General features: G+C 31.7%; 17 protein-coding genes. All 17 read left to right on the top strand.

The features are described from left to right. The first annotated feature begins 439 nt into the window (after window positions 1–439). The 17 genes from IU405_RS09470 (at window position 440) to scpA (ending at window position 19855) form a co-directional block, all read left to right on the top strand. Window positions 440–1354, top strand: coding sequence for an alpha/beta fold hydrolase (locus IU405_RS09470; RefSeq protein ID WP_197438367.1), 915 nt, complete (start codon window positions 440–442; stop codon window positions 1352–1354). Between the two features lie 17 nt (window positions 1355–1371). Then, a complete protein-coding gene (locus IU405_RS09465) occupies window positions 1372–2235 on the top strand; it encodes an alpha/beta fold hydrolase (RefSeq protein ID WP_197438366.1) in 864 nt (287 codons plus the stop codon). Between the two features lie 284 nt (window positions 2236–2519). Beyond that, entirely contained in the window at window positions 2520–4346 is a 1827-nt protein-coding gene (locus IU405_RS09460; protein WP_197438365.1) for a WS/DGAT/MGAT family O-acyltransferase, read from the top strand. A 3-nt stretch (window positions 4347–4349) separates the two neighbouring features. Continuing rightward, a complete protein-coding gene (locus tag IU405_RS09455; RefSeq protein WP_197438364.1) occupies window positions 4350–5291 on the top strand; it encodes an alpha/beta hydrolase in 942 nt (313 codons plus the stop codon). 3 nt (window positions 5292–5294) lie between these two features. Next, complete coding sequence (locus tag IU405_RS09450) at window positions 5295–6455, top strand: alpha/beta fold hydrolase (RefSeq protein ID WP_197438363.1); 1161 nt, start codon at window positions 5295–5297, stop codon at window positions 6453–6455. 2 nt (window positions 6456–6457) lie between these two features. Beyond that, window positions 6458–9688 (top strand): HAD-IB family hydrolase, encoded by a 3231-nt coding sequence (locus IU405_RS09445; RefSeq protein ID WP_197438362.1) that lies wholly within the window; start codon window positions 6458–6460, stop codon window positions 9686–9688. A 19-nt stretch (window positions 9689–9707) separates the two neighbouring features. After that, on the top strand, window positions 9708–10709 hold the full coding sequence (locus tag IU405_RS09440) for an NAD(P)H-dependent glycerol-3-phosphate dehydrogenase (RefSeq protein WP_197438361.1): 1002 nt from the start codon (window positions 9708–9710) through the stop codon (window positions 10707–10709). 11 nt (window positions 10710–10720) lie between these two features. Beyond that, the gene (locus IU405_RS09435; RefSeq protein ID WP_197438360.1) at window positions 10721–11230 is read left to right on the top strand and encodes a hypothetical protein; all 510 of its coding nucleotides are present in this window, start codon (window positions 10721–10723) and stop codon (window positions 11228–11230) included. A gap of 10 nt (window positions 11231–11240) precedes the next feature. Beyond that, on the top strand, window positions 11241–12044 hold the full coding sequence (locus IU405_RS09430) for a bacterial transcriptional activator domain-containing protein (protein WP_197438359.1): 804 nt from the start codon (window positions 11241–11243) through the stop codon (window positions 12042–12044). Between the two features lie 171 nt (window positions 12045–12215). Continuing rightward, window positions 12216–13034: a hypothetical protein gene (locus tag IU405_RS09425; RefSeq protein ID WP_197438358.1), complete on the top strand. Its 819-nt coding sequence runs from the start codon at window positions 12216–12218 to the stop codon at window positions 13032–13034. Window positions 13035–13060: 26 nt separating this feature from the next. Further along, on the top strand, window positions 13061–13336 hold the full coding sequence (locus tag IU405_RS09420) for a hypothetical protein (RefSeq protein WP_197438357.1): 276 nt from the start codon (window positions 13061–13063) through the stop codon (window positions 13334–13336). A 118-nt stretch (window positions 13337–13454) separates the two neighbouring features. Next, entirely contained in the window at window positions 13455–14117 is a 663-nt protein-coding gene (locus IU405_RS09415; protein ID WP_197438356.1) for a TetR family transcriptional regulator C-terminal domain-containing protein, read from the top strand. 3 nt (window positions 14118–14120) lie between these two features. Further along, window positions 14121–15431 (top strand): ABC1 kinase family protein, encoded by a 1311-nt coding sequence (locus tag IU405_RS09410; protein WP_197438355.1) that lies wholly within the window; start codon window positions 14121–14123, stop codon window positions 15429–15431. A 46-nt stretch (window positions 15432–15477) separates the two neighbouring features. Then, a complete protein-coding gene (udk, locus tag IU405_RS09405) occupies window positions 15478–16083 on the top strand; it encodes a uridine kinase (RefSeq protein ID WP_197438354.1) in 606 nt (201 codons plus the stop codon). 64 nt (window positions 16084–16147) lie between these two features. Further along, window positions 16148–16405 carry an FtsB family cell division protein gene (locus IU405_RS09400; RefSeq protein WP_317193365.1) on the top strand — a complete coding sequence of 86 codons (258 nt, stop codon included), beginning with the start codon at window positions 16148–16150 and terminating at the stop codon, window positions 16403–16405. Then, on the top strand, window positions 16405–17751 hold the full coding sequence (locus IU405_RS09395; protein WP_197438352.1) for a methylmalonyl-CoA mutase subunit beta: 1347 nt from the start codon (window positions 16405–16407) through the stop codon (window positions 17749–17751). Before IU405_RS09400 ends, IU405_RS09395 begins: the two co-directional genes overlap by 1 nt. Beyond that, window positions 17744–19855, top strand: a complete 2112-nt coding sequence (gene scpA, locus IU405_RS09390) for a methylmalonyl-CoA mutase (RefSeq protein ID WP_197438351.1) — start codon at window positions 17744–17746, stop codon at window positions 19853–19855. The genes IU405_RS09395 and scpA overlap by 8 nt, the downstream gene beginning before the upstream one ends. Window positions 19856–20013: the final 158 nt, after the last annotated feature.

Here is a 20013-nt window from a genome sequence, read left to right as displayed (position 1 = left end):
GATTTTTAGAGTTTTTATGAAATTTAAGATGTAATTTTACTGTGTAAATAAGAATATAAAGTTCATAAATACACCCCTAAAACCCCTAAAAAAAAGTTCCCTCAAACCCCCTAAAATCAAAAAGTCTTCTAGAAATATCCCCTAAATTCTAGAAGATTTTTTTATTGGTAAATCATACTTCTCATTGATTCTCTCTATTTATTACATAAGAATTGAACATTAATTTAAAAATGAATAAAAATTCCTTTTATGCAAAGTTTTGAAAACTAATATTCATAGTAATCATATGAATAAAAACCACTTATTCCTTAAATACAAACACTTATATTCAAATTCCTTCAACTACTAACCAGAAAAGAATTTATATCTTCAATTTATGATTAATCAATAACTTTGAAATGTATTTAAAAAAATTATTAACCCCCATTAATAACATAAAATGACAGCTCAAAATTGGAAAGAATTAGGAAAATTTGTAAATGTTGATAATAATAAATTATTTGTAATCGATACAGACCCTATAAAAACAGAAAAAGAAACTATTGTAATCATAAGTGGGTATCCTTTAAACTCTTATGATTATCATCAAATTATTGACATGTTAAAGGATTATTATAGAGTAATCATTCACGATCATGCTGGATTTGGTTTTTCTGATGATCCACAAGATTATACATATTCTCTTCTTGATCATGCCAACGATTGCATAAAATTATATAGCAAACTAAAATTGAAGGATTTTACCATCATTGCATCTCAATATGGAGCAATGATTGCAAAAGAAATATTGCACAAAAAAAATTACAACTTAATTCCTTTCCATATTAAAGATGTTGTAATTACCAAGAATAATAGTGACCAATTATACTCAAGCATCAATGCAATTTACTATTTAAACAGCAATAAACATTTCCCAAAATATAAAGAAGTCCTTGCAAATTATCAAGATAAATCACTTTTTACAGCACATGATAATAGTGCTTTCGACGAGAAATACAAGGACAATGAAAAAGTACGTGTAATTTGGGAAAATTTTCAAACTAAAGAAAAACAAAAAGAAGTTTTGATTCTAAGTAGCTATAATGAAGAGATATTTTTATACTGGCATAGATGGATCAATGCTTTGAAAGAATCAAAAGTTCGTGTTCATTATTTTTGGAGAAAAGACGATTTTACAAATATTCAAGATACTTTGTTATTAACTTCAACGTATAAGAAAGAAAATATCAATATGGTTGAAAACAGAAATTGTTACACCATTGAAAATGAACCAAAAAGATGGTTATTAATGATTTTAGATGAAATCAATAAAACTACTTTTCACGCAATGAAAAGAGAAACATTTGTTAGTTAACATAAAATGCAAATCTTATGGAATGGAAAAAAAATCACAAAACCATACATCTTCCCGAACAAACAATTTCTTACATAGATACAGAATATGGAGATCAAATTCTATTAATTCTTCATGGATTTGCCACTAGTTCTTATGATTATTATAAAATTATTGACGAATTAAGAAAATCATATAGAGTAATAATTCCTGATTTAATAGGTTTTGGATTTTCTTCCAAACCAAAAAATTTTTTCTACACAGCAAAGGATCAAGCAAGTCTTTTGACTGTAATGTTGAGGGAATTAGAAATCAAAAAAGTATCCATCATGGCACAAGGTTTTGGAGTTTGTATTACTGATGAAATTGAGAGCATTATAGACCTAGGCTTTGTGGATTTGCAAATTGATGATATTTTTTTTATCAACTCTAGAATTCAATTGGCTTTGACAAAAGATGAATCTGAACTAGAATTGCAAAAACAATTACTTACATCTTCATTAGTAAAACTATCACTTTCGTATGAAATGTTTAAAAAATATATGAAAGTTTCCTTTTACGAAAAAGAGGCAATAAGTGAAGAAGAACTTGAAAATTATTGGGAGATGCTAAATTATAACAATGGCATCAAAACAATGAATTTCATTGATAATTACATGTTAGAAACCACTAATTTTGGTAAAAGAAGACTGGCTAATTTGAAAAAATCATCCATAAATAAGTTTGTAATCTGGGGTAAAAATGATGAAAATGAGTCAATAGAATCTTTTCAAAAAATCAAAGAATTACTTGAAATTCAATCAAAAAATATGGCGCTAATTGATAATTGTGGACATTTCCCAATGTTAGAAAAACCGGAAGAATTTGCAAAAATCATAAAAGAATTGAAAAAAATTGCCTAAAAAATTAAACCTCTTAAAAATAGAACCCCTATATATTTTTCAAATACATAAAGTTAAAAATCCCGAAAATATTCGGGATTTTTATATAAAATAGAACTTAAAACCTATTTAAATTAAGAAATATATTTAAAAAAATAGTTGCTTATTTTTCAAAAATTTGAGTGCTCTTATTTATTAGAAAATCATCTGAAAATTATTTATCTTGCAGAGTTGCTAAAATGTAAAGCGAAATTCTACTTTTACTTTATTTTTAAGGGCAAAAAATTCATTAATGATTAAATTTTATGGCAAAAAAGCTATTAAAAAATTTATTAGGAGAGGTTAAAAGCAATTCTTTTGAGCAAATTTCTGGTCAAGACGCCACTTTTTTATATGCAGAATCTCCCACAAGTCCCATGCATGTTGCTACGTTGATAATTGTAGAAGGTTCTCTAAAATTTGAAGATTTCAAAGCAATTGTTGCCTCGAAATTGCATTTAATTCCGAAGTTTCGAAAAAGACTTTTGAATGTACCTATGAATTTAGATTATCCTTATTGGGTGGATGATCCAAATTTCGATATTGATTTACATATCAACAGAATCAGACTTCCTGAGCCTGCAAATTGGAAAACGCTGCGCGAATTGACATCCTCCATTTTTAGCAATCCATTAGATTTAAGAAGACCTTTGTGGTCAATTGATTTTATTGAAGGTTTAGACGCAGTTTCGCAAGTACCAAAAGGTTCTGTTGCCATTGTTTCAAAAGTGCATCATGTCATGATTGATGGCGCTTCTGGAGTTGGAATTATGAGTATTTTGTTTGATAAATCCGCAGATGAAAAAGAAAAAGAAATTCCAAAACCAATTCCTTTTGACCCTGAACCATTGCCCGATGAAATTACCCTATTGATTAAAAGTTCACAAGATTTTTTAAAAAATCCTTTTAAGATTCCAAAATTAGCCAGCGAAACTGCTTTGTATTTTTTACAAGGAAAAATCAGCAAACAACTGAGTCCTAAAAAAACGGTTTTTAAAACTTTTGCAACTCCAAATACCATTTTTAATAAAAATGTTTCTCCCAGAAGAACTTGGGGAACTGCCATTTTATCTTTTGAAAGAATCAATACGCTCCGAAAAATAATGGATGTGACTATCAATGATTTGATTTTGACAATTTGCGCTGGTGGAATTCGAAAATATTTAGAGGAAAGAGAAAAACTTCCTTCACAACCTTTGGTAGCAAATGTTCCTATTTCTATTCGTGGAAATGGAGAAAATCAAGCGTTGAATAATCAAATTTCGAATATGCTAGTAAAAATTGCCACGCATATCAAAGACCCCATTGAGCGTTTGGAATATATTTATGAGCAAACAAGTTTGGGCAAGAAAAAACACAAAACTGTGGGTGCAAAATCGTTGGCACAAATGGCAGAAGCTGTCCCTTTTGGATTGGCAAATTTGGCTGCGGGTATTTATAGCAAATACAACATCAAGGAATTTATCAAACCGCCTTTTAATGTGACGATTACCAATGTTCCAGGACCACAAAATCCACTGTATTTGAGAGGTCAAAAAATACTTTCTATTTTTGGTTTGACACCTGTTTTAGATGGATTTGGATTGATTATTGCCGCTTTTAGTTACAATGGATTGGTCTCCATTACATCAACATCAGATGCAAAAACAATGCCTGATGCAGATAAATTTTCGAGGTATATCAGAGAAGCTGCTAATGAATTGGAAGCTGTCATTTTAGAAAGAGGAAAACGTCATCCAAAACCTAAAAATGAAACCTTGAAAAGCAATTCATTTTTCACAAAATTCAAAAAATATTTAGTGGATAATGACTATCAGAATGAATTTACAGGTCTGATTGATTTTCAAATCACTTCAGAAAAAAGTGTTTTTCCTACTCAGATTGAAATCTCAGAAAAAGGTGTTTTCGTCAAAAAAGAAGTTTCGGAAAATGCATTGATCACTATCGAAATTGAGGATTTGGTGTTGTATCAATTATACAGAAAAAAATTACTTTTAAAAGAAGTGATGATTCAAGAAAGAATTAAAATTTCAGGAAATTCAAAAAATAAAGCGCTGATTTTAAAATTATTAACTGCTTTTTTCAACCAATAATGCATGAATTTTAAAACAGATACTTTTACAACTCCTGATCATCAAACCATCTTTTATTACAAATGGTTTGCTGCTGAAAACAAACCTTTCAAAGGAGTTGTTCAGATTGCTCATGGTATTGGAGAACATGCAGGAAGGTATCATTCTATTGCTCAAAAACTTCAAAATGAGGGATTTGAAGTGTATGCAAACGATCACAGAAATCATGGAAGATCTGTAAAAAATGAAGATTATTTGGGCTATTATGATGGTGAAGATTATTTTGAAGATGCGCTAAATGACATGCGTCAATTCTCTGAAATCATCCAAAAAGAGCATCCAAAAAATAAAATAGTATTGCTTGGTCATAGTATGGGTTCTTTTTTAAGCAGGGCTTATGCCATTAAATTTGGGAAAGATTTAGAAGTTTTGATCTTATCAGGAACAGGAAATTTTATGAGAGGTTTAGGAGCTTTCGGAATTTTGAGTGCCAAATTTTTTACGAAAATGAATGGCAAACACAAAAGTAATGAATTGTTAAAAAATTTATTTTTTGCACAATTTAACAAGGCCTTTAAACCCAATAGAACATCTGTTGACTGGATAAGTAGTGATGAAAAACAGGTGGATTTATTTGAAGCTGATCCTCTTAGAATTGAGGATTTTTCACTGAGCATTTTTTTAGATATTTTACAAGCCACTAAAAAAATAAACGAATTTGATGCCTTTTTAGCAACTTCGAAAAACCTACCCATTTACTTATTTTCTGGAGACCAAGATCCTGTTGGAGAAATGGGAAAAGGAGTTTTGAAAGTTGCTGAGAACTATAAAAAAGCAGGTATAAAAGATCTTACTTTGAAAATTTATAAAGGAGGAAGACACGAAATGCTAAACGAAATCAATAAAATCGAGGTTGAAAATGACCTTTTAAACTGGCTAAACCTAAAAGTAAAAGCCGACAAATAACCTATGGAAAGTATCAAAATTGTATACACCTCTTTTATAAAATTTGCGATTGCAATTGCAGTTTCTCAAGGCGAAACTTTAGCAGCAGCTAAAAATAGTATCCGTAAAGAATTTGAAAATCATCCGCATAAAAATCAGTTGAATGAAATCATCAACAAGACAACTTTAGGAAAAGAAAACTTACCTGCTCTATGTCAAAAATGCATTACAATTTGTGAAGATTTTGGGCCTGATAGAGATTATATCACACTCATTTTACTACTTGAAAATTTATCTAAAAAAGAAGTTTTTGACAACATCGAAAAAGAAACAATCGAAAGTGTTATCCAAAAATTTAGAAAAGAAATTGAACGAATCAATGGGACTATTCCTCCTCCTCCATTGTATAATGTGTTGTTGGAAAGCAGGTCTTTGGTAGAATGGACAACCATGATTGGTTTGTATCATTTGATTCCGAGGTATAAAAGTGCATTTGAAAAACCGGTGCTGTTAATGCCTCCTTATTTAGGAAATGATTATTCAACCACTTTTGTAAGAAAATATTTAAAATCTGCAGGTTTTAAAACTTATAAATGGGATTTAGGTATCAATATGATCAATTCTAAATCTTTGCCAAAACTGATTGAAAAACTAGATGAAATTTATGAAAAACACCAAGAAAAAGTCAGTTTGGTTGGCTGGAGTGGAGGTGGAATTTTTGCAAAAATTATCGCAAACAGACATCCTGAAAAAGTAGCACAACTCATCACAATTGGTTCTCCAGTTTGGGGAATTAAACACATGCAAACTCCTGTAATTAGGTCTTTAGAGTTTTTAAGAGGTAGAAAATTACGTGAACGAAATGAAAAACTCATCAAAGAATTAGAACAGATTCCGCAAATTCCTATTACGTGTATCTACACCAAAACAGATGGTTTGGTTCCTTGGAAACACTGTCTAGAAGCTGAAACATTTAGAAATAATATTAAAAATATTGAGGTTTTTGGAAGCCATTCAGGAATGGGAGCTAATGCAACAGTGTTGCTTACAGTCGCAAAAACGTTGCACGAAAACATAGAAAACACGCAACAAAAAGGCATTATTTCCAAAGCTGAAAAACTATTTTATCCAGATTTTTGGAAACAAAAAGGCATCTCAAAATTTACAAATCTTTTTTTTAGTTGATTATGGAACATCGTTTAGAAAATTGTATCAAACATCCAAAATTTCAAGAAGAGTTAGCTAAAATAGCTCAAGAACTGGAGATGGATTTGCCTGAAGTTCAAAAAAAAGGGGCTGAATGTATAGCAGAACTTTTTTCTGAACAACATCCAATTGCAAATATGATTTCTATCAAAGGTTTTCAATTGATGATGAAAAAAGCATACAACAATAAAATTGATGTCAATACGCAAGAAATCAAAAATTTAATGAAACTGATGCGTCAAAATTCAGTTTCATTTATTTTGACGCACAAAACCTATTTGGATACTGTTGTACTAGTTTCAACATTGGCAAGTTACGGAATGCCAATTCCCTATTCATTTGGCGGAATCAATTTAGCGTTTCCTGGTTTTAAACAATTAGCAAAAAAATCGGGCATCATTTTTATCAGAAGAAGTTTTAAAGATGATCAAATTTACAAGGCATCCTTGAAACATTATATTTCTTGTTTGATAGAAAATGGAGATCATTTAACTTGGAATATTGAAGGAACTCGCTCCAGAACTGGAAAAATTGTATATCCACAAATGGGGATTTTAAAATACATTATGGAAGGTGAAAATGCAAGTAGCAAAAACATCAAATATGTTCCTGTTTCTATTGTATATGATTTGATTCCTGATGTAAAAGAAATGACAGAAGAAGGAAAAGGCAAGGAAAAAAAATCAGAAGATATTGGTGTTTTCCTGAATTACATCAAAAAATTAGGCAATGAATTCGGAAAAGCAGCCATTCGTTTTGGAGATCCTGTTGATGCTTTAGAACATCAAAATGCGTTGATTCCTGATATTGACGAAGACAATTATGCGCACCAAAATACATTGCCCAGATTTGCTTTTGAACTGATTCACAAAGCAAATATGATTACGCCAGTAACCACAGTTTCATTGGTTTGTACTATTTTATTGAACAATTTTGCATTGACAAAAAGAGAAATTGAGTTGAATGTCATCAAATTGATGAATTATATTGACCAACGCAAAAAAGACGTTTTGATTGAGCGTGGAAAAAGTATTAGTGCGTCAGTTCAAAAAGCATTGAACTTGTTAAAAAGTGCTGGTATCATTCAAAAAAATAAAGCAGGTTATAAAACTCAATACAATATAGAGGCTACTGAATTTTTGTCAGCAACTTACTATGCTAACATGGCTGCTGCACATTTATATCACAGAGCTTTTATAGAAATGGCTTTGGTAAAAATTAGAGATGTAGAAGCTTCTGAACGAATTGTAGCTTTTTGGGAAGAAATCATGAACCTCAGAAATCTCTTTAAATTCGAATTTTTCTATACAAACAAACCTCAATTTAGCTCAGAAATTGAAGCTGAAATGCTTCTTTTTGATAAAAACTGGAGAAGCATTCTGAGTAATCCAGAAGGAAACATAGAAGAATTATTGTCAAAACAAGAATTATTTGTTTCAAAAGCATTGTTATTGACGTATTTAGAAGCCAATAAAGTAGTTTGTTACACCCTTGAAACATGGGATTTAGAAGACGAATTTAATGAAGATACTTTCATAGAATTGTGTCTTTTTAAAGGAAAGGAATTGCATTGGCAAAATAGTATTAGCAGAATTGAAAGCGCCACTAAACCTTTTTTAATCAGTGCTTTACGATTAGTTAAAAATAATAAATTAACGCCAATTAATGATACAATTGACACAAAAGCTATTCAAAAATGGATGGAGTTCAATGAAAATCTAACAGAGCGTTTGTTATTTTTACAGAAATTAGAATTGGTCAATTCAAAAAAAATAAAAGAAGATTTTACAGAAAAACTTGTTCCTGGAATTGACAACAATAATGTGATTATAGATGATGAAGAAGGGAGTCATATTGCTGCATTTTTTGATGTGGACAGAACATTAATCAACGATTTTTCTGCAAAACAATTTTTAAAATCAAGATTATTGAGTGGCAAATCAACTCCAAAAGAAATTCTTTCTCAATTTGCTTCAATCTTAGTATATGCAGCTGGAAATAGAGATTTTGAAACCCTTACCAAAATTGCAGCTTTGGGAATTAAAGATGTAAAAGAACAAGAATTTATACAATTAGGAGAAGAAGTCTATCAAGATTATTTGATGAATACATTGTATCCTGAGGCAAAATCCTTGATAGCCTCTCATCAAAATAAAGGTCATAAAGTGGTCATCATTTCCGCTGCAACTCGTTATCAAATTTTACCAATCGCAAAAGAATTGGGTGTTTCTGATATTTTTTGTACTGAAATGGAGGTGAAAAGAGGAAAATTCACGGGGGAAATCAATGAAATTTGTTGGGCTGAAGGAAAAGCAAAAGCAGGCAAAAAGTTCGCTAAAAAAAATGCCATTGATTTATCAAAAAGTTTTTTTTACACAGATAGTTTTGATGATTTTCCGCTGCTAGAATTGGTTGGAAAACCCATTGCGACAAATCCAGATGTTAGACTTTCGCAAGTTGCATTTGAAAATAATTGGCCTATTTTACGTTTCAAGGAAAACACCAAAAAACCACTGGTGAATGGACTTCGAACAGGTTTGGCAGCTGCAAGTATTTATCCTTCAGCATTGAAAGGATTGTTAAAAGGAGGTTTCCTTATGGATGTGAAAAAAGGTAGAAATACAACCTTGGCGAGTATTGGAGATTTGGGAACCAAATTCGCTGGTTTGGAAATTGCCATAAAAGGAAAACATATTTTAGAAGAAAACAGACCTGCTGTTTTTTGTTTCAATCACCAAAGTTCTGCGGATTTTTTTATTTTATTGAAAATTCTGAGAAAAGACATTGCTGGAGTTGCAAAAAAAGAATTGGAATACACACCTTTAGGTCCAATTTTCAAAGCCTTAGGCGCTATTTTTATTGATAGAACTGATAAACAAAAAGCCATATCAGCATTAAAACCTGCTGTTGAAGCGCTCAAAAACGGAACTTCTATTGTGATTGCACCTGAAGGGACAAGAAGTGGCAGTAAAAAAATAGGGCAATTTAAAAAAGGTGCTTTTCATTTAGCGATGAAAGCTGGTGTTCCAATAGTACCCATTGTGATAAAAAATGCGTATTTAGCCATGCCAAAAGGCAGCAATATTTTCAATCCAACAGCTATTGAAGTCGTCGTTTTAGATGCTATTGACACCTCTGAATGGAAACCAAAATATATTGATATGTATGTTGAAGACCTTCGAAATTTATACATCAAAGAATTAGAAAATTAAAATCAATAAATATCTGCATATGAAACTAAAAGTTGGATTGTTAGGTGGAGGGTCTTGGGGAACAACAGTTGCCTCATTGACTGCAAAAAATAGCCCAACCATTATTTGGGCAAGAGATGAAGAAATTGTCAACGAAATCAATCAATTTCATACCAATGAAAAATATTTGCCTCATGCAAAATTAACACCATCATTAAGAGCCTCAACATCCATCAAAAAAACTGTGGAAGATGCTGATGTGATTGTCATGGGAGTTCCTTCACAGAGTTTACGCAAAGTTTTAGAAGAGGCAAAACCACATATAAGACCTTGGGTTCCAATTATAAATCTCGCTAAAGGACTAGAATTAAGCACAAAAAAAAGAATGACTGAAATTATTGAGGAAATTCTACCAGAAAATCCTGCAGGAGTTTTAACAGGACCCAATTTGGCAAAAGAAATACATTTTGGAAAAGCGGCTGCTGCAGTAATTGCCATGGTTGATCACAATATTGCTACAAGATTACAATCGGTTTTTAGCTCTGGATTATTCAGAGTTTACACGAATGATGATGTCATTGGTTGCGAATTGGGTGGCGCTTTAAAAAATATTATTGCAATTGCCACTGGAATGGGTGATGGCGCAAATGCTGGAGATAATACACGTGCAGCAATTATCACTAGAGGATTGTCTGAACTCACAAGATTGGGAGTTGCTATGGGTGGAAAAAAAAGCACCTTTGCAGGATTGGCTGGAATGGGCGATTTAGTGGCCACTTGTTCAAGTTCAAAAAGTAGAAATCATCACGTGGGATTTCAACTGGGAAAAGGAAAAAAATTAGAAGAAATTATTAGCGAAATGAACGAAGTTGCTGAAGGTGTAAAAACTGCAAAAGTAGTGATGGAGCTCGCAAAAGAATATAAAGTAGACATGCCAATTTCAACCGAAATTTACAAAGTTTTATACGAAGGAAATACGGTAAATGACGCTTTTAAAGGATTGATAAAATACGAAGTGGGCTCTGAAAAAGAACCTGGATAAATTGACAAATAATGACTAAAAAACAAGAACAAACAGCCTCTTTTATGGTACGTTTTCACCAACAAATTTTTGATGAAAATGGTGAATCTAAAATTCAATGGAAAGGGAAAATTACGCATGTCCAAGATGGAAGTGAAAAGCGTTTTTCTGATTTTAAAGATGCTTTGACATTTATGCAGCAAAAATTAAATACACTAACTGAAGAAGCAACAAAACACCAAACATCTGAAGAACAAGAAAATATCTTACAGAAAAGTTTATCAATGTGGAAAACGATCAAAGATGTAGGTCCAAAAGTGTTGAGAGATACATTAAAAGATCCAAAAAAACAGTTTCATCAGTTTCAAGACCAAATCCAAGATCAATTTACAACAATCACCGAAGAAATTGGCGAAAAAGTACAAATAGATCAATGGAAAAATGCTTCAAAATCTGACTTTCACAAAATGCAACATCAGATTGAAGAATTGGCATCAGAAATCAAAAAATTGTCAAACAAAATAGACAATCAAAAAAAATAAAACGTTTTTAATGTCTGATTTACGCCAACAAATACAAGAATTAAAATCATTTGAAGAACAAGCTGAAATTCGAATTCAAACGCTTGGGAATTTTGTATTGTGGAGAAATCAAGAAAAAATTAACGACAAAGAATGGGGACGTGATAAATCCATTCAATTGCTACAATATTTTATTTCTAATCGAAAAAAAAATGCGCTACACAAAGAAAAAATCATGGATCATTTGTGGGAAGATTGGGATGATCGCGATTTTAAAGTAGCACTTCATGGAATTCAAAAAGTATTGGAACCTAACAGAATCAATAGAACAGAGCCTAATTTTATTATCAGACAAGGCGTGAGCTATCAAATTGATTTAGAGAAAGTTTGGATTGATGTTGAAGCCTTAGAAAAGTATATAATTATTGGAAACGAAGCCTATATCACTGATAAAGAAGTGGCAAAAATAGCCTACAAAAATGCGATTGAATTGTATAAAGGATCGTTTTTGCCAAGTAGAATTTTCGAAGATTGGACTTCTGAAGAACGTGAAAAAAATCAATTATTGATTTTAGGAACGTACATCACTTTAGCAGAAATAAAAGTAGATGAAAATCCTATAGAAAGCATTCGTTTGGCACAAAATGCGTTGGAAATTGATGCCACTTGGGAAGATGCTTATCGCATTCAAATGCAAGGATATTTGGCAAAAGGAAACAGACCACAAGCATTAAAAACGTATCTAAAATGCGAAATAATTCTTGAAGAGGAATATGGCATTTCACCACTTCCTGAAACCAAAAAATTACTACAAAGAATTGAAGATATTCACTAACTTTCAATAAGTTACAGTTTTGTAACTCAGTTGTAACTTTTCCAACTTACATTTGCAGTAGTAAATAAAAAGTAAAAAAAATATTTACAAAACAAAGATGTAACTCAGTTGTAACCCAACAAATTTACATTTGCAGTATCAAATTTAAAAAAATAATAAAAAGGATATATTATGGCAACTAAAAAGTCAAAAAAAGAAAACAAATTAGGACAAGCAAAAGCAATCGTAAAAAAAATCAATAATGATTTGATTGATGCGTCTTTCAATGCAATTGAAACGACTGTAAAAACGGGTGAAAAATGGCAAAAATTAACAGCAAAAATGCTTAAAAAAGCTGAGCCGTTAACAAAACAACAAATCAATATGGTTGTTGAAACTGCAGAATCTATCAAAAGTCAATTGGAAACAAGCACTGAGCGTTTGAAACATTTGGTGGGTTATGACCACAAAATGGTTGAAATTGCAAAGAAAAAATTCAATGAAAATCCTTTGGTTGAAAAAGCTGAAGAGATGAAAAACAAGATTGAAAAAGAAGTTGCAAATAACAAATTTGTGAAAAAAGCAGAAAAAATAGCAGGTAAAATAAAAAAAAATATTACTGAAACTATTGAAGAAGTAAAAGAAAAAGTGGAGAATTATACTGACGAAATTTTAGCTGATGAACCAAAAAAAGAGGCTCCAAAAGCTAAAAAAGCAGCTCCAAAAAAGAAAGAGGAAACTTCAAAAGTTGAAGTAGTTGTTGAAAAATCAGCAATAGTAGATGATTTAAAAATCATCAAAGGAATTGGGCCTGTTTTGGAAAAATCATTGAATGAGTTGAACATTACTGCTTATGAGCAAATCGCAAAAATGACCATCAAAGACTTGACAAATTTGTTAAATAATGCTGGTGTCAATGCTAAAATTTACGATTTAAATGGTTGGAAAGCACAAGCAAAACTAGCCATGAAAGGAGATTTTGAAGCAGTAAAAAACTGGACAAAAAAATAAAATAAACATATCAAATCATAGAAATTATGAAAAAAGTAAACATCTCAGAAAAAGTTTCAAAAGCAATTGAAACTACCAAAGTAAACGCAATGAAAGCCAATGAATTTGCGTTGCATAAAACAGAAGAAATTGTAACTGAAGGAATTTCGGTGGCAACTCAATGGCAGCAAGTCACTGACAAAGCGTTAAAAGCAAGCATCAAATTGATGGAAAATCAACAAAATATGGTGTTTGATGCTTTGGAAACTTACAAAAATCATTTTGCAAAAGGAAAAGAGCGTATTAGCAAACTATTTGCTTAAAATTACGTCCACATTTATTTTAAACCAAGTTAATTTTAACTTGGTTTTTTGTTTTTATATAGGTCAGATTTTCTTTGAACGGTAAAACGTTTCGTATTTTTGCACAATAAAATTTTTTATGGCAAAAAAGAAGAAAATTTCAAGAGATGACATTTTTACCATTTACATGGAGTATGTCATTAAAAATGAAGAAAAACCAACTGAAATTAGTGATTTTTGTAAAGAAGCAAAAATCAATGAAGATGATTTTTTAGCTTATTTTTCTTCACTAAAGAAAGTGGAAAAAGCCATTTTCAAAGAGCTATTTTTAAATTCAATTGATGTGTTAAATGAAAGCGAAGAATTTGCCACATTCGATAATAAAAATAAACTCATCAGTTTGTATTTTACTTTTTTTGAAAACTTAACCCTCAACAGAGAGTTTGTGTTGATTTCCTTAAAAGGATGCAAAAATCAATATCACTCTTTTTCAACATTATCAAGCCTAAAAAAGAGTTTTATACATTTTGTTGATGATTTAAAACTTTCCGAAAGTATCATTCCTGTGGAAGGTTTAGAAAATATTCAGCAAAAATTCATCAACCAATCTTTGTGGTTTCAATTGTTTTTCACCATCAAATTTTGGATGGATGACACATCAGAATCTTTTGAAAAAACAGATATATTCATCGAAAAATCAATCAATACCAGCTTTGAACTTTTAGAAAATAAATTTTTAAAAAATGCATTTGACCTTGGGAAGTTTGTTTATAAAGAAACCTTTCAAAAAAACGCCCAATAAGCAATGAAAAAAGCCAATAGTATTCCAATTTCAAAAATCCAACGTGCATCAAAGTTGGTAAAAACAGGTGCAAAAGTAGGGGTTAATTACCTCAAATATTATGGAGAAAAAATGGTCAATTCTGAAGCAGATGCCAGAGAAAATCTCAATAAAAACAATGCTGAAGACATTTATGACAGCTTAAAAGATTTAAAAGGAAGTCCTTTAAAAGTAGCGCAAATGTTGAGCATGGAAAAAAGTATTTTGCCTAGAGCCTATGTAGAAAAATTCTCATTGGCACAATTTTCTGTTCCACCACTTTCTGAAGCCTTAGTTTTGAAAACATTCAAGAAAAGTTTTGGCAAATTTCCATCAGAAATTTTTGATGTTTTTGATACAAAAGCTTACAATGCTGCAAGTATTGGTCAGGTTCACAAAGCTGAAAAAGATGGAAAAAAATTGGCTGTCAAAATTCAATATCCAGGCGTTTCTGAAAGCATAAAATCGGATTTGGCATTGCTAAAACCTTTTGTGATAAGAATGTTCAATATGAAAGGAAAAATGTCTGATGAATACTTTTTTGAAGTGCAAGATAAGTTGCTAGAAGAAACAGATTATATCCTAGAAGTTGCGCAAGGAAAAGAAATTGTGGAGGCTTGCAAACACATTCCAAATCTTTCATTTCCAAATTATTACGAGGAATTTTCATCCAAACAAATCATCACAATGGATTGGATGAATGGCATTCACTTGTCTGAATTTACCAACATCAATACCAATCAAGAAACTGCAAATGCACTTGGACAAGCTTTGTGGGATTTTTATATGTTTCAGATTCACGTATTGAAAAAAGTACATGCAGATCCTCATCCTGGAAACTTTTTAATATCAGAAGAAGGCACTTTAATTGCGCTTGATTTTGGTTGTATGAAAACCATTCCATTGGATTTTTACAATCCTTATTTTGAATTGGCAAAACCAGAAACCTTATTAGATAAAGCACTTTTTGAAGAAAAAATGTTTGATTTAGAAATCCTAAGAAAAGATGATAGCAAAGAAGAATTGGCCTTTTTTAGCGAAATGTTTCATGAAATGTTAGGTATTTTTTCGAAACCTTTTCACGTTGAAACATTTGATTTTTCTGATGAAACTTTCTTTGGAAAAATTGCTGAGTTTGGAGAGCGTTATGCAAAAAACACAGAATTACGTTCTTACAATGCCAGTAGAGGTTCTAAGCATTTTATCTATATGAATCGTACTTTTTTTGGGCTGTACAACTTGATGTTTGATTTAAAAGCGAAGCACATAAAAATTAATAATTTCATCAATTTATAAAATCTTACTACTTTCGTAAAATATTCATTAAAATTGGTGCTCATTTATGTTAGTATTAGGAATTGCAGGAGGAACTGGAAGTGGAAAAACAACGGTTGTCAATCAAATCATCAAACATTTTCCTTCGGATGAAGTTTGTGTAATTTCGCAGGATTCCTATTACAGAGCTACTGATAATTTGTCCTATGAAGAACGCACAAAAATCAATTTTGATCATCCAAGAGCGATTGATTTTGAATTGTTAGTACAGCATTTAAAAGACCTAAAATCAGGAAAAATCATTGAACAACCTGTGTATTCTTTTGTGACTCACAACAGAACTATAGATACGATTCAAACGCATCCAAGAAAAGTGGTGATTGTAGAAGGAATTTTGATTTTCAATAATGAAGAATTGCGAAATTTATTCGACATCAAAATCTTTGTTCATGCAGATACTGACGAACGTTTGATTCGAAGAATTCGTAGAGATATTACTGAAAGAGGAAGAGATATTGACGAAGTTTTAAATCGATATCAAGACACCTTAAAACCTATGCATCAGCAGTTTATAGAACCAACTAAGAATTTTGCTGACATCATTATTCCCAATGACAAATTCAATACAGTAGCTGTTGATATTGTGCGAACTGTGATAAACGAACGACTATAAAATGAGTTTTTTTAAAAATATTAAAGGCAATAAATTCTATAAATTCTTTACAAATATTTTTGTAATGATTCTAGTTCCATTCATTATTTGGATGCTTTTTTTTGATGAAAACTCCTATTTAATTCACAAAAAATTTGATAGAGAAATAGAAGATTTAGAAAACTCTATCAATTTTTATAAAAATAAAATAGAAGAAGATAAAAACATCATTAAAAAATTGCAAGATTCTCTAGAATTAGAACGATTTGCTAGAGAGCAATATTTAATGAAAAAAGAAAATGAAGAAATTTATATCATTGAATTTGATACAATAAAAAAATAATGAGCCATTTCTTATTTGACGAATTTTCGCCAGTTTCAGCAGCAGCTTGGAAACAAAAAATTCAAGCAGAATTGAAAGGCGGTTCTTATGAAACCTTACTTTGGAAAACGGATGAAGGTATTCTTGTAAAACCTTTTTACACAAAAGAAGATTGCAAAAATACCCCTATAAATCTTCCAAAAAAAGGATTTCATATTTGTCAAAATGTTTTTATTGATGACGAAAAAACAGCCAATTTCTTGGCTAAAGATGCTCTAAAAAGAGGCGCAACAGCTATTCATTTCAAAGCAAACAAACCTTTTGATTATCAAAAAGTATTGGCACATATTGATGTAAAATCAATCCTTATTTATTTTCAGTTTTCCTTTTTAGAAGATACTTTTCAGATTGAATTATCAAAATTTTGTGATTCAGAAAACGTATTTTTCCAAACAGACATTATTGGAAATTTGGCCGAAAATGGCAATTGGTTTTTTAATCTAAATGAAGACCATAAAAGACTTAAAAACATTTCAAATTCTTGTAAAAATTCAATATCAGTTTCATTGGATTTGTATCAAAATGCAGGTGCCACCATTTCGCAACAGTTAGGATATGCTTTAGCACATGCAAATGAGTATTTATTGCATTTTGGAAAAGAAATTGCTAAAAATATGCATTTTTCATTTGCTGTGGGTAGTAATTATTTCTTTGAAATTGCAAAAATCAGAGCTTTCCGAATTTTGTGGGAAACCTTACTCAATGAATATGGAATTGAAAATTCGACGGCACATATTTTTACACAACCCAGTTTGCGCAACAAAACCATTTACGATTACAATGTCAATATGTTACGAACAACTTCTGAATGTATGAGTGCTATTTTAGGAGGTTCAAACACGATTTCCAATGTTTCTTATGATGCTATTTTTCACAAATCAAATGAATTTGGCGAACGTATTTCAAGAAACCAATTGTTGATTTTACAACAAGAAAGTTATTTACAAGAGGCACAAAATATTGCTGATGGAAGTTATTATATTGATGCCATCACTTCACAATTGGCAGAAAAAGGATTGACTATTTTCAAGCAAATTGAAAAAGGTGGTGGATTTCTTGATCAATTAAAATCAGGAGTGATTCAGAAAAAAATCAAAGAAAGCGCACAAAAAGAAGAGACTGATTTCATCCTCAAAAAAATTGTTTTGGTGGGCACAAATTTGCAACAAAACAACCATGATCGCATGAAAAATGAGTTGGAAATCTATCCTTTTACCAAACAACGAAATATCAAAACGTTGTTGACGCCAATTACTAGAAAAAGACTTTCAGAAACCGTTGAAAAAGAAAGAATAGACAATGAGTAGAAAAGATTTTTCAAATATAAAATTATTGAGTTCTAATAAAAACTCCTCCCCTTTGAAAAGGTTGGGAGGGGCATTTCCACATGAAGATTTTATAGCAGGAATTGCGCCCAATCTAAGAGGACCTTATGCAACCATGTTCGTTCAAAGACCTTGGACAATTAGACAATATGCAGGTTTTTCAACCGCTGAAGAAAGCAATGCTTTTTACAGAAGAAATTTAGAAGCGGGACAAAAAGGGTTGTCTGTTGCCTTTGATTTGGCAACACACAGAGGCTATGATTCTGACCACGAACGCGTTCAGGGTGATGTTGGGAAAGCTGGTGTAGCCATTGATTCTGTGGAAGATATGAAATTGCTTTTCAACCAAATCCCTTTAGATAAAATGTCAGTTTCTATGACCATGAATGGCGCTGTTTTGCCCATTTTAGCATTTTTTATTGTGGCTGCTGAAGAACAAGGAGTTGCCATTGAACAACTTTCTGGTACGATTCAAAATGATATTTTGAAAGAGTTTATGGTACGAAATACGTACATCTATCCTCCTACACCTTCTATGAAAATCATTGCGGATATTTTCAGTTATACCAGCAAAAATATGCCCAAATTCAATTCGATTTCTATTTCAGGATATCACATGCAAGAAGCTGGTGCCACTCCTGAAATTGAATTGGCATACACGCTTGCAGACGGATTAGAATACATCCGTAAAGGATTGGAAGCAGGTATGGATATTGATACTTTTGCGCCAAGATTGTCATTTTTTTGGGGAATTGGTATGGATCATTTCCAAGAAATTGCAAAAATGCGCGCTGCTAGAATGTTGTGGGCAAAAATCGTGAAACAATTTCATCCAAAAGATGAAAAATCGCTGGCTTTAAGAACACATTCTCAAACAAGTGGTTGGAGTTTAACCGAACAAGATCCTTTCAACAACGTTGCCAGAACTACTATTGAAGCAATGGCTGCAGTTTTTGGAGGAACACAAAGTTTGCACACCAATGCTTTGGATGAAGCCATTGCTTTGCCTACTGATTTTTCGGCTAGAATTGCCAGAAATACCCAAATTTATTTACAAGAAGAAACGCACATCACCAAAACTGTTGATCCTTGGGCAGGCAGTTATCATCTCGAAAAAATCACAGAAACAATTGCCAATAAAGCATGGGAACTCATCAATGAAGTGGAAGAATTGGGTGGAATGACCAAAGCCATTGAAAAGGGAATTCCTAAAATGCGAATTGAAGAAGCTGCTGCCAAAAAGCAAGCAAAAATAGATAGTGGACAAGATGTGATTGTGGGTGTTAATAAATTCCGATTAAAAGAAGAAGACCCAATTCATACGTTAGAAGTTGACAATGAAGCTGTTCGTAAATCACAAATTGAACGATTGCAGCACATAAAAGCGACTAGAAATAACGAGGAAGTAAAAATATCTTTGGCAAATTTAACAACTGCTGCAACATTTATTCAAAATTTTAATGATCCTGATCTTCATCAGGATAAAAATTTATTAGATTTGGCAGTAAAAGCAGCCAGAAACAGAGCGACTTTAGGCGAAATTTCGGATGCTTTAGAAGTTGTATTTGGCAGACACAAAGCAACACATAAAACCATTTCTGGCGTGTATAGTAAAGAAATTAAAGACGATTCATTATTCAAAAAAGCTGCAGAATTGGCAAATAAATTTGCTGAATTAGAAGGAAGACGTCCTCGAATTATGATAGCTAAACTAGGACAAGATGGTCATGACAGAGGCGCAAAAGTTGTAGCAACTGGTTATGCCGATTTGGGTTTTGATGTGGATATTGGACCTCTTTTCCAAACACCACAAGAAGCCACCAAACAAGCTGTTGAAAACGATGTGCACATTTTGGGCATTTCTTCGTTGGCTGCTGGTCACAAAACGTTGGCGCCACAAGTCATTGAAGAACTAAAAAGATACGGAAGAGAAGATATCATGGTTATTGTGGGTGGAGTTATTCCTGCGCAAGATTATCAATTTCTGTTTGATGCTGGTGCTGTAGGGGTTTTTGGACCTGGAACCAAAATTGCGCAAGCTGCCATTGATTTATTGACGATTTTGATTGATAGTGTTGTGGAGTAGTTTTCCATACACTTTACTATAAATAAATTTTCTGTTGGATATTTCAAGTCCTTATAAAAAAAGCATTTTTGTAGCTGTTTTTATAGCATTATACAATCTTCACAAAAAGTTACTAAAATATTTATTGGATTTTAGCTTAGGGTTTTTCTACTGCCATT

The sequence above is a fragment of the Polaribacter sp. BAL334 genome (assembly GCF_015767435.1).
Lineage (GTDB): Bacteria > Bacteroidota > Bacteroidia > Flavobacteriales > Flavobacteriaceae > Polaribacter.
Note: the sequence above shows the minus strand (reverse complement) of the source record. Positions and strands in the feature narration are given on the sequence as shown.

Coding starts and splice junctions, on each gene's coding strand:
- IU405_RS09470 (WP_197438367.1), top strand. CDS start 440: ATGACAGCTCAAAATTGGAAAGAATTAGGAAAATTTGTAAATGTTGAT.
- IU405_RS09465 (WP_197438366.1), top strand. CDS start 1,372: ATGGAATGGAAAAAAAATCACAAAACCATACATCTTCCCGAACAAACA.
- IU405_RS09460 (WP_197438365.1), top strand. CDS start 2,520: ATGGCAAAAAAGCTATTAAAAAATTTATTAGGAGAGGTTAAAAGCAAT.
- IU405_RS09455 (WP_197438364.1), top strand. CDS start 4,350: ATGAATTTTAAAACAGATACTTTTACAACTCCTGATCATCAAACCATC.
- IU405_RS09450 (WP_197438363.1), top strand. CDS start 5,295: ATGGAAAGTATCAAAATTGTATACACCTCTTTTATAAAATTTGCGATT.
- IU405_RS09445 (WP_197438362.1), top strand. CDS start 6,458: ATGGAACATCGTTTAGAAAATTGTATCAAACATCCAAAATTTCAAGAA.
- IU405_RS09440 (WP_197438361.1), top strand. CDS start 9,708: ATGAAACTAAAAGTTGGATTGTTAGGTGGAGGGTCTTGGGGAACAACA.
- IU405_RS09435 (WP_197438360.1), top strand. CDS start 10,721: ATGACTAAAAAACAAGAACAAACAGCCTCTTTTATGGTACGTTTTCAC.
- IU405_RS09430 (WP_197438359.1), top strand. CDS start 11,241: ATGTCTGATTTACGCCAACAAATACAAGAATTAAAATCATTTGAAGAA.
- IU405_RS09425 (WP_197438358.1), top strand. CDS start 12,216: ATGGCAACTAAAAAGTCAAAAAAAGAAAACAAATTAGGACAAGCAAAA.
- IU405_RS09420 (WP_197438357.1), top strand. CDS start 13,061: ATGAAAAAAGTAAACATCTCAGAAAAAGTTTCAAAAGCAATTGAAACT.
- IU405_RS09415 (WP_197438356.1), top strand. CDS start 13,455: ATGGCAAAAAAGAAGAAAATTTCAAGAGATGACATTTTTACCATTTAC.
- IU405_RS09410 (WP_197438355.1), top strand. CDS start 14,121: ATGAAAAAAGCCAATAGTATTCCAATTTCAAAAATCCAACGTGCATCA.
- udk (WP_197438354.1), top strand. CDS start 15,478: ATGTTAGTATTAGGAATTGCAGGAGGAACTGGAAGTGGAAAAACAACG.
- IU405_RS09400 (WP_317193365.1), top strand. CDS start 16,148: ATGATTCTAGTTCCATTCATTATTTGGATGCTTTTTTTTGATGAAAAC.
- IU405_RS09395 (WP_197438352.1), top strand. CDS start 16,405: ATGAGCCATTTCTTATTTGACGAATTTTCGCCAGTTTCAGCAGCAGCT.
- scpA (WP_197438351.1), top strand. CDS start 17,744: ATGAGTAGAAAAGATTTTTCAAATATAAAATTATTGAGTTCTAATAAA.